The sequence below is a fragment of the Lysinibacillus sp. A4 genome (assembly GCF_024919535.1).
Taxonomy (GTDB): domain Bacteria; phylum Bacillota; class Bacilli; order Bacillales_A; family Planococcaceae; genus Lysinibacillus; species Lysinibacillus capsici.
Map to the genome: position 1 here is coordinate 112694 of NZ_JANWTB010000006.1, position 14485 is coordinate 127178.

Sequence of the window (14485 nt, forward strand, 5' to 3'; positions counted from 1 at the left end):
TGTGTCCCTCCTACAAAAAGCCTTAAATTTTTCGCTTAATTCGGTAAACATAAGCGAGTATCTCTGCTACTGCTTTGAAAAATTCTTCTGGTACCTGATCGCCTATTTCTACCTGGTCATACATAGCTCGTGCTAAAGGTCGATTTTCAACCATTATTACATCATGTTCTTTGGCGATCAGTTTAATTTTTTGAGCAATAAAGTCTGTCCCCTTGGCAATAACACGAGGAGCATCCATACTGTCCTCATTATATTTGAGGGCAATTGCATAGTGAGTAGGGTTGGTAATAACTACATCCGCACTCGGAACCTCTGACATCATACGTCTCATCGCCATCTCACGTTGGCGTTGTTTGATTTTTGATTTGATTAGAGGGTCACCCTCACTATTTTTATATTCATCTTTAATATCTTGCTTAGACATTTTAAGATTTTTTTCATACTCATGTTTTTGATACATCCAGTCTAAAACGGATACACAAAGTAATACTAAAGAAGCTGCTATACCCATAATACCAACAAGCTTCCCTACCGTAATGAGAGTCATCCATGGACTTTTAAACGATAACGCCAAAACTTCTGGTAAGTTTGACCAAATAATAATAGTTGTAACACTTCCGATAAAACCAATCTTTAAAACAGACTTTATTAACTCCACAATGGCTTTGACAGAAAATATCTTTTTTAACCCTTTAATAGGGTCCATCTTTTTCAAATCAAATTTCATTGGCTCTAACGTAAAAAGAAAACCAAATTGCAAAAAGTTACCTGCAAGTGCTCCGACAAATGCAATTGCCATAATGGGCACAATGATAAAAGCCATTTGAATCAAAGTTTCTGTAAATAGGTGCATCACACTATCAATAGTCAGTGATTCGATGCGTATGTTATGAATAAAGGTTTGCCTGAAAAAAGCTAATAGCTCGTCACGCAAAGAGCCAGCAAAGAAAAACAAAAAGATAAATACCATTAACATTACAATGGCACTTGAAATATCTTGACTCTTGACAACTTGCCCTTTTTTCCGAGCATCCTGTCGTTTCTTAGGGGTTGCCTTTTCTGTTTTTTCACCCGCAAAAAATTGTAGCTCTAAATTCAGTAGTAGTCTCATATTATCCACCACCTAAAATGGCCATTAAATCACGCATCCCATAAATCATTATCGTAATAAGCTTTTGAATAACTTGAATCATAACGGCCATCATTGTAAATAACACTAAAAAACTAACACCAATTTTAATAGGAAAACCGACAACAAATATATTTAATTGCGGTACTGTTTTTGCAGTGATCCCTAAAGCTAAATCGACCAAGAATAAGGTCGCTACAACAGGAGCAGCCATCTGGAATGCTATGGCAAAAACTGCTGTGAAAGTTGTGATAATAAATTGAGGAAAGTTTTCGTTCATAAAACTTGGGAATTGATCCATCGGGAAAAATTGATAGCTGTAGTAGATTCCATTAAGAATCATATGATGGCCATCAATCGCTAACAATAAAAGCAGTGCTAGCATATTAAAAAACTGACCGATTAATGGACTTTGAGCACCTGTTTGCGGGTCAATTATATTGGCAATGGCAAAACCCATTTGAAAATCGATAAAGCTTCCTGCAATTTGAATTGCGGACATGATGATATAGCCCATTAGACCGAGTAATAGTCCAACTAGTGCTTCTTTCATCACTAATAATATGTAATCATCATTGAATGCAAATGGCTCAACATCAATTGTATAGTACATCATCCAAGCTAAAACCAGTGCGAGAGTAATTTTGACTTGAGGTGGAATGGTTCTATAGGAAAAAAAAGGAACCGTAGCAAAAAAGGCTGAGACACGTACAAGTACTAATAAGAAAACCGTTAAATGCGGAATTAATTCATTCATGTACTCACCCTATATATCGCGTTAAATTCTCGAATATGTCTCTCGCATAGCTTGTAACTTGAGATAGCATCCAAGGGCCAAAGAATACGATGGCCACTAAGACAGCAATAATTTTTGGTACAAATGCTAACGTTTGCTCTTGTATCGAAGTTGTGGCTTGAAAGATACTTACCGCTAAACCCGAGATTAAAGCAACTAATAGTAGCGGACCGCTTGTTAGAAGGATAATCATTATAGCACGCTCTGCAATGGAAATAACCAACTCACCTGTCATACTGTATCATCCCCTAAAAACTTTGTAGTAACGATTTCATAACGAGATACCAGCCATCAACCAGTACAAATAATAAAATTTTAAATGGCAATGAAATCATTACTGGCGGTAACATCATCATCCCCATCGACATTAATGTACTCGCGACAATCATATCGATCACTAGGAATGGAATAAAAATCATAAAACCAATTTGAAATGCTGTTTTAATTTCACTTAAAGCAAAGGCAGGTACAAGCATAGTCAGTGGGATTTCCTCCACTGATGCTGGTTTTTCTGCTTGATTATATGTTAAAAACAAATCAAGATCTTTTTGCCTAGTATGCTTACTCATAAACTCTTTAAATGGCACACTAGCACGGTCATAGGCTTCTTCTATACCAATTTCTTCAGCAAACAATGGTTGTAATGCCTCTTTATTGACCTCTTGAAAGGTTGGTGCCATGATAAAAAATGTTAAAAATAGTGCCAGCCCAATGATCACTTGATTTGGTGGCATTTGCTGTGTTGCCAATGCTGTACGCACAAAGGATAAGACTATGACTATACGAGCAAAGGATGTCATTAAAATTAAAATACTTGGTGCAAGTGATAAAACTGTTAGTAAAAGTAAGAGCTTTACAGATGTAGAGACATTCGTTGGATCGCTGTTGGAAAAAATATTGATTAAATCATTCATTTACCATCCTTCTCCTTCTGCTTCCATCTCTCTATCTCATCACTACGCTCCTGTTTTATTTCTGATAGCTTTTTTTCGAATAGATTGCCAAATGAATCTTGCTTTTGCTGCTCATTTTGCACCTTCGCGCTATCTTTTCTCTTAAACTTAGAAAATACTTCTGCAATATACGGTGATGTTGCTGCAAATTCTTGCCTTTCGTTATATAGGGCTAAAAGAGCTTCAACTTCTTCAGGGTCTGTAATTTCTCGTAAAAGCTGAACGTCTTCTCCGACCCCAACTAAATACAATGTTTTACCTACCTGTAAAAGCTGAACTGACTTTTGCGCACCTAACGATAAACCGCCTAAATTTTGTACCATTTGATTACGTTGGAAGTTTAAATTTCGTTTATTTAAAAACTTCATCAATCCATAAAATAAAGCTACAACAAAAATAAGCGCCAAAACCATTTTTATGTATTCCCATGCAGATATATCTCCAGCTGCTGTTACAGTTGTTTCTTGTTTAGCAGCTGGATCAGTCGTATCTCCATTACAAGCTTCTGGGTCTTTAATACAATCCGTGACACTATTTGTATCAGCGTCTGCATAGACAGAAGTCGGTGTCGGGTACAAAAACAGGAAGGATACAAGAAATGCGAAAATCATCGTTAAACGAAATGATTTTAACATTTTCATGCAATCATCCTAGCGCTTTTTGAATCGCTTCAATTACACGATCTGCTTGGAAAGGTTTTACGATAAAGTCTTTAGCACCAGCTTGAATCGCATCGATTACCATTGCTTGTTGCCCCATTGCTGAACACATAATTACAGTTGCACTTGGATCTGTTCCCTTAATAGCTTTAAGAGCTGCAATACCGTCCATCTCTGGCATTGTGATATCCATTGTTACTAAATCCGGTTTTAGTTCATTGTACTTTTCGACAGCTTGTAAACCATCTGCTGCCTCTCCAACAACTTCAAATCCATTTTTTGATAAAATATCCTTGATCATCATGCGCATAAATGCAGCGTCGTCTACAATCAAAATTCTTTTAGACATGGTTAACTCCTCCAATTGAAACTATCTTAAATTATTTAAACGCTCTGCTTGACTTAAAACATCTGTAATACGGACACCAAAGTTTTCGTCAATAACAACGACTTCCCCTTTAGCAATTAAACGATTATTGACTAAAATATCAACCGGTTCTCCCGCTAATTTATCCAGTTCAATAATTGAACCACTTGATAGTTCTAAAATCTCTTTAACAGAACGTTTCGTACGTCCTAACTCTACAGTAACTTGCAATGGAATATCAAGTAGCATATTTAAATTTCTAGCTTCGGATTGAGAGATTACATTTGTATCGAAGCTAGCAAACTGCGCTTGTTGCACATTTACAGGTTGTGCAGGTCTTGCTGGTTGTGCAAATTGTTGTGGCTCCTGATAAATCGGTTGCTGCATCGGTGCTGACTGCTGTTGATAAACTGGTTGTTCAGATGGTGGTGCTACAGGTATTTGCTGTTGAACAGGCGGTGGTGTAACTGGTGGAGCCTCAGGTGCAATAGTTGCTGCCACCGGTTCCTCAAACACTCCTGTTTCACCTAATAATGATTTTACAATATTTTGACTAAATTTAAGCGGTAATAATTGCATTAAATTCGAATCAATTAAATTACCAATTCTTAATCTAAATGAAACTTTCACCAGCAAATCGTCTTCTGGGATATTTTCTCGACCTTCATCTTGCGAGATGTTCATTAAATCAATTGTCGGTGGAGAAATATCTACTTTTTTGTTGAAGACCGTCGACATAGATGTAGCAGCTGAGCCCATCATTTGATTCATAGCCTCTTGAACAGCACTTAGCTGAATTTCACCTAAGTCTGGCTTAGGATTTAATCCATCGCCACCTAACATTAAATCTGCGATAATTGCTGCATCAGATTGTTTAATAACAAGTAAATTCATACCTGTCAAACCAATTGTATATTCAACTTGTACAGCTACATATGGATGAGGAAATTCCTCTTCTAATTTATTACGATTAATCATTGAAATACTTGGAGTTGTAATATCTACTTTTTGACCCAATAACGCTGAAAGAGCTGTGGCAGAGCTACCAAAGGATATATTGCCTACCTCTCCTAATGCATCTTGTGCAAACGAATCAAGGTAATCCTCCACTCGTATCTCATTTATTTCTTCATTTGTTGAAGCATCAGTGTCGTTGTTTTTATCTCCCAACGTCTCGCCCCTTAATAGCGCTTCAATTTCTTCTTGGGAGAGCATTTCATCACTCATCTTCGTCTCCTCCTTTCAAAGGGTCGATAATCTGGATTGCTAATTTTTTGCCTTTTTTACCTGGTTGAACAGTGAACTTTGGCAATGTACCTACTTTTAGTAATAATGGCGCTTCAATTTTTTGATCTAACTGTATGACATCTCCAACTTGCATTGTTAGGAAATCTTCAATAGTGATGTCCGTTAATCCTAATTCAACTGAAAGTGGTAATTGGGCTTGTTTCACACGTGTTTCAAGCATTTTTGTTTGCTCTGGTGACATCTCTTTCGTATTGGTTTGCATCCAATAGCGAACCGAAAGATTTGGAACAATTGGCTCCAATACAACATGTGGAATACAAATATTAATCATACCGCTTGTCTCACCAATTATCGTATTTAACGAAATTACGACAACCGTTTCATTAGGTGAAATCATTTGTAAAAATTGTGGATTTACTTCAAGTTCCACTAATATTGGATCAATTTCCGCAACATTTTCCCATGCTTCGCGTAAATTGTCGAATGAGCGTTCAAAAAGGTTTGTCATAATTTTTGTTTCTATTTCCGTTAGGTTATCTACATTACTATGACTTGCCCCACTACCGCCCATTAGGCGATCTAACATCGAATAGGCAATATTAGGATTAATTTCCATCAATATATTACCATCTAATGGTGGCACTTCAAATACATTAATGAGTGTCATATTTGGAATGGAACGAACAAACTCTTCAAATGGTATTTGGTCTACTGATGCAACCGTAATTTGTACATAGCTTCTAAGCTGTGCAGAGAAAAAGGTTGTCAATAGTCGTGCGAAATTTTCATGTATTCGGGTCAAACTTCGGATTTGATCTTTTGAGAAGCGAAGTGCTCGTTTAAAATCATAAACTTTAACCTTACGTCCCTCGTCCTCTTTTTTTATGTCATCCGCTGACATTTCCCCTGTCGATATAGCGGAAAGCAGCGCATCTATCTCAGATTGAGATAACACATCTCCTGCCATTTGCCCACCTCCAATTCAAGCAGTTTCTGTTTTATTGAGTAATGAAGGAGGTAAAATATACTTCCTGGACTTCTCCCTCTTGCATCAACTCATTTAATCTTGTTTTTAATGATTTTTGGAAAATTTGTTTCCCTTGCTTACCTTCTAAGTCCTTTTGCTCCATTTCAGAAAGCTCTTGAATGGCGATATTTTGCACTTGGAAAACGCGCTTTGTTAACTCTGCACCCGCTTCCTTGCTTGTCGTTTGAATTTTCAATGACAAGCGAACAACTCTTTTATCTGCAAGATTTGTCGTGATCTCTGGTATCTCCACTGTTGCCTCTACAATCTCATCAATGGACGGCTCAACAGCTCCTGTGGGTTTATTAAATTGCGTAAGCAATACAAACAAAATAACCCCAATCAAAATGACTGCTACTAGTAAAATAATAATCATTGTTAGCATTTTATTATTCTTCATCTTCTTCACCTCGTAGATGCGGGTTGGATAGTATTTGTATATTGTTATAAAAGGCAGTTACCTTTTGTCGCACCTCTTCTTCACTCTCTAAAACAATTAATTTTGTTCCAGTTGTTAATGTAATAGTCGTATCTGGAAATGATTCGACTGTTTCTATGTATAAAGCATTTAATGTAAATGCTTTGCCATTTAGACGTGTTAGTTCAATCATGAATTAGGGCCGGGTCTAGCATGAGAGCCGGCCCGACCCTCCCTCATATGAAAATATGTTTGTTAAAACGTCCGTTTTGAAAGGACTATATTATTATCGTTTTAAGTTTACTAGCTCTTGTAATATTTCATCAGATGTTGTGATGATACGCGTATTTGCTTGGAAACCACGTTGTGCCACAATCATCTCAGTAAATTCCTCTGAAAGGTCTACGTTCGACATTTCAAGAGCACCTGAAACAGCTTTACCGATACCAAATGTATTACCTACACCTATTTGAACTGCTCCAGAGTTTGCACTTTCTTGGAAGTAGTTATTCCCTTCTTTTGTTAAACCTTCAGCATTCGGAAATTTAGCCATTACAATTTGACCAGCAAATTTAAGCCCTTCACTATCTACGAATGTAACTTTACCATCCGTACTTATAGACATTGATTGTGCATCTGTCGGGATTCGGATTCGGGTCCCTGTTACTTCAGTTTGTAATTCGTCCCAATCTTCCGAATCGTATTCTAGTGCCGTGCCAGCATCTTCAACAAGTGGTAAATCCACATCGTCTTCAGCTGTTCCTTCCCAACCTTGGATACCAACTACATAGTTCCCTGATGCATCTACTAAGAAACCTTGCTCATCCATATAGAAGTTTCCAGCGCGTGTGTAAGCTACACTGTCAAAGTTTTCTCCCGCAACTGATTCTCCGTCACCATCTGGATTGTATTTCGCAACCATAAAGAAGCCTTCACCCTCAACAGCAATATCCAAAACACGACCAGTAGTTTGGCGTGATCCAGATCCATGAATAGTATCAATTGTTGCTAAGCTTGAACCTAATCCTACCTGTTGAGGATTCGTACCACCTGCTGTCAAACTCGGACCAGAGGCACCTGCCTGTGTTTGCGACATTAAATCTTTGAAAATTACTCGCCCTTTTTTAAAGCCATAAGTGTTCACGTTGGCAATATTATTACCAATCACATCTAGCTTTGTTTGGAAGTTTTTAAGACCTGAAATACCTGAATACATAGAACGTAACATATGTTTTCGTTCTCCCTTCGTTTTATATAGGTGAGCTTCTATCACTCAGCATCACCAAGGCTTCCTTACGTAAGAAGGTCCAGCCTTTAAAGCACAATCGTGCCATCAATATTTGTAAATAACTGCTGTTTTGCTTCCGTGCGATCCATTGCTGTAATGACAGTAGCGTTTTTAGCACTGACAATTAAAGCTGCTTGATCCATCAAGACTAATGGTTGTTTGACACCTTTTGAGTGTGCTTCAAATACCTTATCCGATACAACCTGCCATTCTTGTTCAGTGATATTAATTTTACGCTCAATAATACGTTCATTCGCATGCTTACTCACCTTTAGCTCTTGTTTAGAAGCTTCCTGTAAATGAGCTTTAAATGATTGTTGTGTATTGACTGGCTTAGGTTGTGTGGTACGAATAGATGGATGCAAGGGTACACGATGAATTGAAAATTTATCCATCACTTTTCTCCACCTTTATTCGCTAATCACTGTAAAATCTCTATCTGTTAGTCTTTTATCATTATCTAGTACGTAATTAATGACCCCATCTTTATTGGAAACAGAGACGATTCGTCCTTTTAGTTCTTGATCACCGTCTTTATACGTTACATTTTTACCAATCAATTGGCTAGCCTTCACTAATGGAGATTCTGGTACATTATTATTGCCATTTGAACTAGAGTCGCTAGCTCCACCTAAAATACCAGATATATTACCAGGAGCAATCTCTTTCCCATCAGCTAATTTGAACACAACATTACCATCTACAAATTTAAGAGATTCAATTACGCCTGTTCCTTCATTAACCACAGGATTTCCTTTTTCATCTTTCCCCTCTGTAATCTCATGCCATTTGACTTCTTTGCCTATAAAAGTTGTATAACTCATCATCTGTGTTTGTTGCTGAGATGCTAGTAAAGATTCCATTGCCTTTGTCATATTTTGCATTTGCTCTAAAGAAGAGAACTGCGCCATTTGAGAAATAAATTCTCGATCATCCATTGGATTCGTTGGATCCTGATGCTGTAATTGTGTAATTAACAATTGTAGAAAGGCATCTTTGCCAAGCTCACTATTGCCTGTTTGCTTCACTGGCTTCTGATAATTTGAGTAATAAAGATCATCAGTTATAGCCGGATTTGTCACTTTCGTAGTTGTATCTGCCATTTTTACACCTCCTCACTTATTAAATAGTCACTAAAGGACATTCCTTCATCTTCATCATCACTTTTTTGATCCTGTTCTTCTTCCTGCTGTTGTTTAAAGAAATTATTGAAGAAGCTTTGATCACGTTGTTGACGATCGGCATCTTGCAGAGATTGTGCAATATCAAGGCGATCTACTTGTATATTTTGCTGAGTAAATGCCTGTTTTAGCTGGTGTGCTTGACTATCAAGTAATTCACGTCCATGAGCTGTAGAAGCCAGCAAACGGGCTGTAAGGACACCATCATTTTGTACAAGTTCAATACGAACCGTCCCTAGATTTTCTGGATACAATTTTATGGTTAAACGTGTAATACCTTGAGCATTCGAAATCTGTGCTCGATTGATAATAGCTTGCATTTCTTTTAGTAAAGCTTCTGATTGAGCAGGCTTCGCCGTTGGTAACGTTACATGGAATGTGTCTGGTTTCGTTTGTACAGTTTGTGGCGTAACCATGTCATTTGTAGTTGTTTCACTTTGTTTGATCACTTGGACTTGATGAACTACTTGCTGGAAGCCTTGTAATGGCAATGTAACAGTTGTTTTTGTTGTTACCTGCAAAGTTCCTACCTGCGTTTGTAATGACGTTAATAGGCTCTTCACAGTCGTTAACAGATCTTCTTGGGATGCTGTTAAGTCTGTCTTTTGCCCTACTAATTGCGCTAATTTCAACACTTGGAGAAGTTGTGATGCCTCTTTTGGTGTCACATGACCTTCACCTTGTAAAGCCGTGCTTATATTCGCCTGTAGTACCGGCGCTTGAGCATCTACTAATGTTAAGAGCTCCCAAACATCACTTGCTTCCTTTTCTTCTCCTAGTAGCTGTTGAACTATTTTTTGCAGCTGCTCTTCATTAATGCCTAATGCGTTTAATATATTGTCTAAATTAAGCATTTCATCCATCGCCACTGCTTTTCCGTCTTCACCAAGCTGAAGCATTAATAAGCCATCATCGTGAGAAATCCCTAGTAAATCTAGTACTTCCTCCATTGAGTCAGCATTTAATAACGCTTGTAAATCCTCGAGTTCATTTGTTGAGAACGTCTGTGTTGACTGGGTTGTTTGGGTTGTTTGGGTTGAAGAAGTTAATACTTGCCCAAAAACAGAACCAAAATTTGATAAATTTTCTTTCTTCGGTGTACTGTCTATTTTTCCTTCAGCGTTTCCAACTGTTGTTGACTTTGTTGCTGCAGTTTTAGTAGGTACTGTTTTATTAATCATTTGCATCATTGCTACATCCACTATTTTTCACCTCCTTTCAATTATCCTACTGTTTAGCCATAAGCTCCGTATATTTTGCTGCATCTTTTGCATCCATTTTCTCTAAAATAGCTGCTAATTTATCTGGCTTTAAATTCGTTAAAATCCTCAGTGCTTCTGTATCACTCATATTGATTAAGACAGGTGCCGCAGCTTTCGGCGACATCTTATCAAATGTTGATAAAATATCGTTAAAGTCACGCTTCACATCATCTTGTTCACGATTTAATTTTTCAATTTCAAATTGAAACTGTTCCTTTTCTGTCAGCAGCTTCTCTTTTTCAGTTATTGTTGAATCTAATTTTTTTTGAAGCTGGGTAATCTCTGCTTCTTTTTCTTGTACCTCTGCCTGTAAACTCACTATTTTAGAGTCGTTATTAACGACAGCATCCTTTGCTTGTTGTTCTTCTGAGGGGATAAAAGGTATACTACCAATTGCCTTTTTTCCTAAATCAAAGACATTTGTATTCATTAAAGTTGCCACAACAAGCAAAACCGCTACTACAAACATAATCGGCAGTACAATCCAAGTAAAAAACTTAAGAAAGCCCCCAGATTTTTTCTTTGGTTGCTCTTCTACTAACTCTGTTGCTAATCGATTGTCTTTCTTTGCCATGAAATCACCTGATTTCTTTCTTGTTATACGTTTGTAATGAAATTTCATCTAAAAAAAGGCTTTCTATACGATCTTGCTCTTGTTGGAAATGCTTAAAATCCTTTTCTCTCATTTTTTCAAATTTACGTACTTCCAAGTTTTTTTCTAATAGTTTTTCTTCGTGCCAATTCATCTTTGCACGAGCTTGTATCACTTTCTGTTGTACATCTGCAATTGTTTTTTCGAGACTATCAATAAAACGACTATAATGATGGATTTCATTTATGGATGAACCAACCATTAAACGCTCCTGCTGGAATGCAATTAAATCTTCTTTCTTTTTTAGCAATTCATATAATTTCGTTGCTATTTCTTCAAAAGAACGGACAGATTCCTTATAAGCCATTTCGGTTTCGTTTTTTTCTTGTTCGCGAATTGTTAATACTTTTTCAAAACGATACACATAACTGACCATCTATTTCGCACCACCGTTCGATAATGTTATTAACTCATTGACACTTTCTTCAAGTGTCACTTTATCTAAGTAACCCTGTTTAAGATAAGCAGTAATGAGCGGTTCATAATGAATTGCTTCATCAATTTCTTTAGAGGTTCCTCTTTTATAAGCACCAATATTGATCAAATCCTCTGATTTGTCGTAAGTATAATAGAGTTCTCTTAATCGTTCAGCAGCTTTCTTATGAGTTGGCTCTGCAACATGATTCATCAAACGACTCACACTTTTCAAGACGTTTATGGCTGGATATTGCCCTTTGTTGGCAAGATTTCGATCCAATACAATATGACCATCTAATATCCCTCGCACAGTATCCGCAATGGGCTCATTCATATCGTCACCATCTACTAAAACAGTATAGAATGCTGTTATAGAACCCTTTTCATTAGTGCCTGTACGTTCTAGTAATTTAGGCAATATCGCAAAAACAGAAGGCGTATAACCTTTTTGTGCTGGTGGTTCTCCTGTGGCAAGTCCAATTTCACGTTGTGCCATAGCCACACGTGTCACGGAATCCATCATCAGCATGACATTTAAGCCTCGATTTCTAAAATATTCGGCGATTGCTGTAGCTGTAAATGCCCCTTTAATCCGCATTAATGCCGGTTGATCAGAGGTAGCTGCAACAACAATCGATCGACTTAAGCCCTCAGCACCCAAATCACGTTCGATGAATTCCCGAACCTCACGACCACGCTCACCTATTAGCGCAATGACATTCAAATCTGCTTGTGTATTTCTTGCGATCATACCAAGTAAAGTACTTTTACCTACCCCTGAACCCGCGAAAATACCAACACGTTGTCCATTTCCAACTGTTAGCATACCGTCAATTGCCTTGACTCCCACTTCAAGCCTTTCATTAATTGGTGGACGAGTTAGTGGGTTTGGTGGATCTTGCTCTGTAGGGACTGTCATGAGACCTTTAGGTAATAGAGTGCCATCAATTGGATTTCCCATAGAATCTAATACTTTGCCGATTAACTCAGGACCCACTTTTACTTCCAGTGGGGCTCCCGTTCCTTCGACAAGGCAGCCAATAGATATTTCACGTAAAGAGGTAAAAGGCATCAAGACGACTATTTCATCTTTAAAGCCAACGACCTCTGCTAAAATAATCTGGTGTCCATGATTTACAGTTTCCACATGAATTTTACAGACATCACCTATAGAACTATCTGGACCTTGCGACTCAATCATTAAGCCAACAACTCTAGTAACCCTACCGAACTTTTTAAAAGTTGGGATATGCGGAATTTGTTCAATTAATTGAGCCGCTTTCATCAAGATCATTCCTTACTCTCTAATATTTCATGTAACTTTAATCTCAGTGCATTTAATTGCTCATCGATGCTAACCATAATTCGCCCATGATTTGTTTCAATATAGCAATCTGTCTCATTATCTAAATCTTCATTAACAAAAATCATAAATGGTACGTCTATTGGGAACATTTCTGCTAATTCATCTCGGTTGGTCGTAATTAAAGCATAATAAGCTGGCGAAACATAAATTTTAATTTCCTTCATTTCTCTTGCTTCTTTCAGCCCTCTACGCACAATCGATACAAATAGTTCGTTATCCTGTTCTAAAGAAGTACCAATAATTCTTTCTGCCGCAGTTAAACCTAACTCTAAAATTACCGCTTCTTGATCCTCAATATATTTTTGAGCATTTTCTTTCGCTAACATCATTATTTCGTTCGCTGTTTGAAGTGACTGAGCCATTGCTTCGGTGGCCTTATTCACGCCATCTTCATAGCCTTGTCCAAATCCCTCATCATAAGCTTCTTGAACACGATTGGGTCTCTCTTCCTCCCAACTTAGCTTTAAGTGTTCAATCTCTTGAAAGTGCCTATGCTTTTCCTGTTCAAACATCTCTCGTTCAGCTTGCAAAGCAGTTCTTGCTTCAGTAAGTAAACGATCTCGCTCTGCCACGACTTCATCCAACGTTAATTGATGCTGAGGAGGCTCTTCTTCTTGGTATTCTTCCATCGCTTCAAACATATCGCGGATTTGAATTTCTTTGACATTATCGCTATCAGATTTAGTGTAAATAGAACGGATGATTCTAGACAATGACGTCATCTCCTCCACCACGAGCAATAATAATCTCTCCAGCATCCTCTAGACGACGAATAACAGCAACAATTCGAGATTGTGCCTCCTCTACGTCACGTAAACGTACAGGTCCCATAATTTCCATTTCTTCTTTAAATGTTTCAGCCATACGTTGTGACATATTACGGAATATAATATCTTTTACCTCTTCACTTGATACCTTCATTGAAAGCAGTAAGTCTTCGTTTTCGCAATCACGAATAACACGCTGAATGGAACGATTGTCGAGTGTAACAATATCCTCGAACACAAACATACGTTTTTTGATTTCCTCTGCAAGTTCTGGGTCTTGTATTTCCAGTGCATCGAGTATTGTTTTTTCTGTTTGTCGATCTACTCCATTTAAAACTTCAACGACTGCATCAATACCGCCGGTTTCTGTATAATCCTGCGTAACGGTTGATGATAATTTACGCTCTAACACAGATTCAATTTCGCTAATCACTTCTGGTGAAGTCGATTCCATGACCGCTATACGTTTAGCAATGTCAGCTTGTACTTCCTGTGGTAAAGAAGATAAAATAACCCCTGCTTGCCCTGCCTCTAAATAAGAGAGGATTAGGGCAATTGTTTGAGGATGTTCATTTTGGATAAAGTTAAAAATTTGCGCTGGATCAGCTCTTCTAGCAAAATCAAACGGGCGTACTTGTAAAGAAGATGTTAGTCGATTGATGATTGTTTGTGCTTGTTCTACGCCAAGTGCTTTTTCTAATACTGTTTTTGCATAGCCAATACCACCTTGTGTGATATAGTCCTGCGCGAGTGCAATATTGTGAAATTCTTCAATAATTTCTTCTTTTACATTTGATTCTACTTTTTTAACACTTGAAATCTCTAATGTTAAACGTTCAATTTCTTCCTCTGTTAAATGCTTATAGACAGAAGCTGAAACTTCAGGCCCTAATGAAATTAACAAGAGAGCGGCCTTTTGTTTTCCGGTTAATTCTTTATCTTTCTTGGACACAGC

19 protein-coding genes are annotated in these 14485 nt (G+C 37.6%); all 19 read right to left on the bottom strand.

The window, feature by feature from the left end; genetic code table 11:
• Window positions 1–22: 22 nt before the first annotated feature.
• The gene (flhB, locus tag NY607_RS13640; protein ID WP_048391594.1) at window positions 23–1111 is read right to left on the bottom strand and encodes a flagellar biosynthesis protein FlhB; all 1089 of its coding nucleotides are present in this window, start codon (window positions 1109–1111) and stop codon (window positions 23–25) included.
• Window position 1112: 1 nt separating this feature from the next.
• Window positions 1113–1886, bottom strand: coding sequence for a flagellar biosynthetic protein FliR (gene fliR / locus NY607_RS13645; RefSeq protein ID WP_004269284.1), 774 nt, complete (start codon window positions 1884–1886; stop codon window positions 1113–1115).
• 4 nt (window positions 1887–1890) lie between these two features.
• On the bottom strand, window positions 1891–2160 hold the full coding sequence (fliQ, locus tag NY607_RS13650; protein ID WP_004269285.1) for a flagellar biosynthesis protein FliQ: 270 nt from the start codon (window positions 2158–2160) through the stop codon (window positions 1891–1893).
• A gap of 13 nt (window positions 2161–2173) precedes the next feature.
• Complete coding sequence (fliP, locus tag NY607_RS13655; protein ID WP_048391597.1) at window positions 2174–2839, bottom strand: flagellar type III secretion system pore protein FliP; 666 nt, start codon at window positions 2837–2839, stop codon at window positions 2174–2176.
• Window positions 2836–3513, bottom strand: coding sequence for a flagellar biosynthetic protein FliO (locus NY607_RS13660; RefSeq protein ID WP_004269287.1), 678 nt, complete (start codon window positions 3511–3513; stop codon window positions 2836–2838). The genes fliP and NY607_RS13660 overlap by 4 nt, the downstream gene beginning before the upstream one ends.
• Window positions 3514–3523: 10 nt before the next feature.
• Window positions 3524–3886 (bottom strand): response regulator, encoded by a 363-nt coding sequence (locus tag NY607_RS13665; protein ID WP_004269288.1) that lies wholly within the window; start codon window positions 3884–3886, stop codon window positions 3524–3526.
• A gap of 21 nt (window positions 3887–3907) precedes the next feature.
• Entirely contained in the window at window positions 3908–5131 is a 1224-nt protein-coding gene (gene fliY, locus NY607_RS13670) for a flagellar motor switch phosphatase FliY (RefSeq protein WP_131521896.1), read from the bottom strand.
• Window positions 5124–6119: a flagellar motor switch protein FliM gene (gene fliM, locus NY607_RS13675; RefSeq protein WP_004269290.1), complete on the bottom strand. Its 996-nt coding sequence runs from the start codon at window positions 6117–6119 to the stop codon at window positions 5124–5126. Before fliM ends, fliY begins: the two co-directional genes overlap by 8 nt.
• 31 nt (window positions 6120–6150) lie before the next feature.
• Window positions 6151–6579 (bottom strand): flagellar basal body-associated protein FliL, encoded by a 429-nt coding sequence (gene fliL / locus NY607_RS13680; RefSeq protein WP_237899668.1) that lies wholly within the window; start codon window positions 6577–6579, stop codon window positions 6151–6153.
• Complete coding sequence (locus NY607_RS13685) at window positions 6569–6790, bottom strand: flagellar FlbD family protein (protein ID WP_016994570.1); 222 nt, start codon at window positions 6788–6790, stop codon at window positions 6569–6571. Before NY607_RS13685 ends, fliL begins: the two co-directional genes overlap by 11 nt.
• A 93-nt stretch (window positions 6791–6883) precedes the next feature.
• Entirely contained in the window at window positions 6884–7825 is a 942-nt protein-coding gene (flgG, locus tag NY607_RS13690; protein WP_131521898.1) for a flagellar basal body rod protein FlgG, read from the bottom strand.
• Window positions 7826–7911: 86 nt separating this feature from the next.
• Entirely contained in the window at window positions 7912–8280 is a 369-nt protein-coding gene (locus tag NY607_RS13695) for a TIGR02530 family flagellar biosynthesis protein (RefSeq protein WP_131521899.1), read from the bottom strand.
• 15 nt (window positions 8281–8295) lie between these two features.
• Window positions 8296–8988: a flagellar hook assembly protein FlgD gene (gene flgD / locus NY607_RS13700; protein ID WP_131521900.1), complete on the bottom strand. Its 693-nt coding sequence runs from the start codon at window positions 8986–8988 to the stop codon at window positions 8296–8298.
• A gap of 2 nt (window positions 8989–8990) precedes the next feature.
• Window positions 8991–10268: a flagellar hook-length control protein FliK gene (locus NY607_RS13705; RefSeq protein ID WP_259419869.1), complete on the bottom strand. Its 1278-nt coding sequence runs from the start codon at window positions 10266–10268 to the stop codon at window positions 8991–8993.
• A gap of 25 nt (window positions 10269–10293) precedes the next feature.
• Entirely contained in the window at window positions 10294–10902 is a 609-nt protein-coding gene (locus NY607_RS13710; protein ID WP_259419870.1) for a MotE family protein, read from the bottom strand.
• Window positions 10903–10906: 4 nt separating this feature from the next.
• Window positions 10907–11356: a flagellar export protein FliJ gene (fliJ, locus tag NY607_RS13715; protein ID WP_131521902.1), complete on the bottom strand. Its 450-nt coding sequence runs from the start codon at window positions 11354–11356 to the stop codon at window positions 10907–10909.
• Window positions 11357–12682 (bottom strand): flagellar protein export ATPase FliI, encoded by a 1326-nt coding sequence (fliI, locus tag NY607_RS13720; protein ID WP_066037836.1) that lies wholly within the window; start codon window positions 12680–12682, stop codon window positions 11357–11359.
• 5 nt (window positions 12683–12687) lie between these two features.
• Window positions 12688–13476, bottom strand: a complete 789-nt coding sequence (fliH, locus tag NY607_RS13725) for a flagellar assembly protein FliH (RefSeq protein WP_131521903.1) — start codon at window positions 13474–13476, stop codon at window positions 12688–12690.
• The gene (gene fliG, locus NY607_RS13730) at window positions 13469–14482 is read right to left on the bottom strand and encodes a flagellar motor switch protein FliG (protein ID WP_008180783.1); all 1014 of its coding nucleotides are present in this window, start codon (window positions 14480–14482) and stop codon (window positions 13469–13471) included. Before fliG ends, fliH begins: the two co-directional genes overlap by 8 nt.
• Between the last annotated feature and the right edge of the window lie 3 nt (window positions 14483–14485).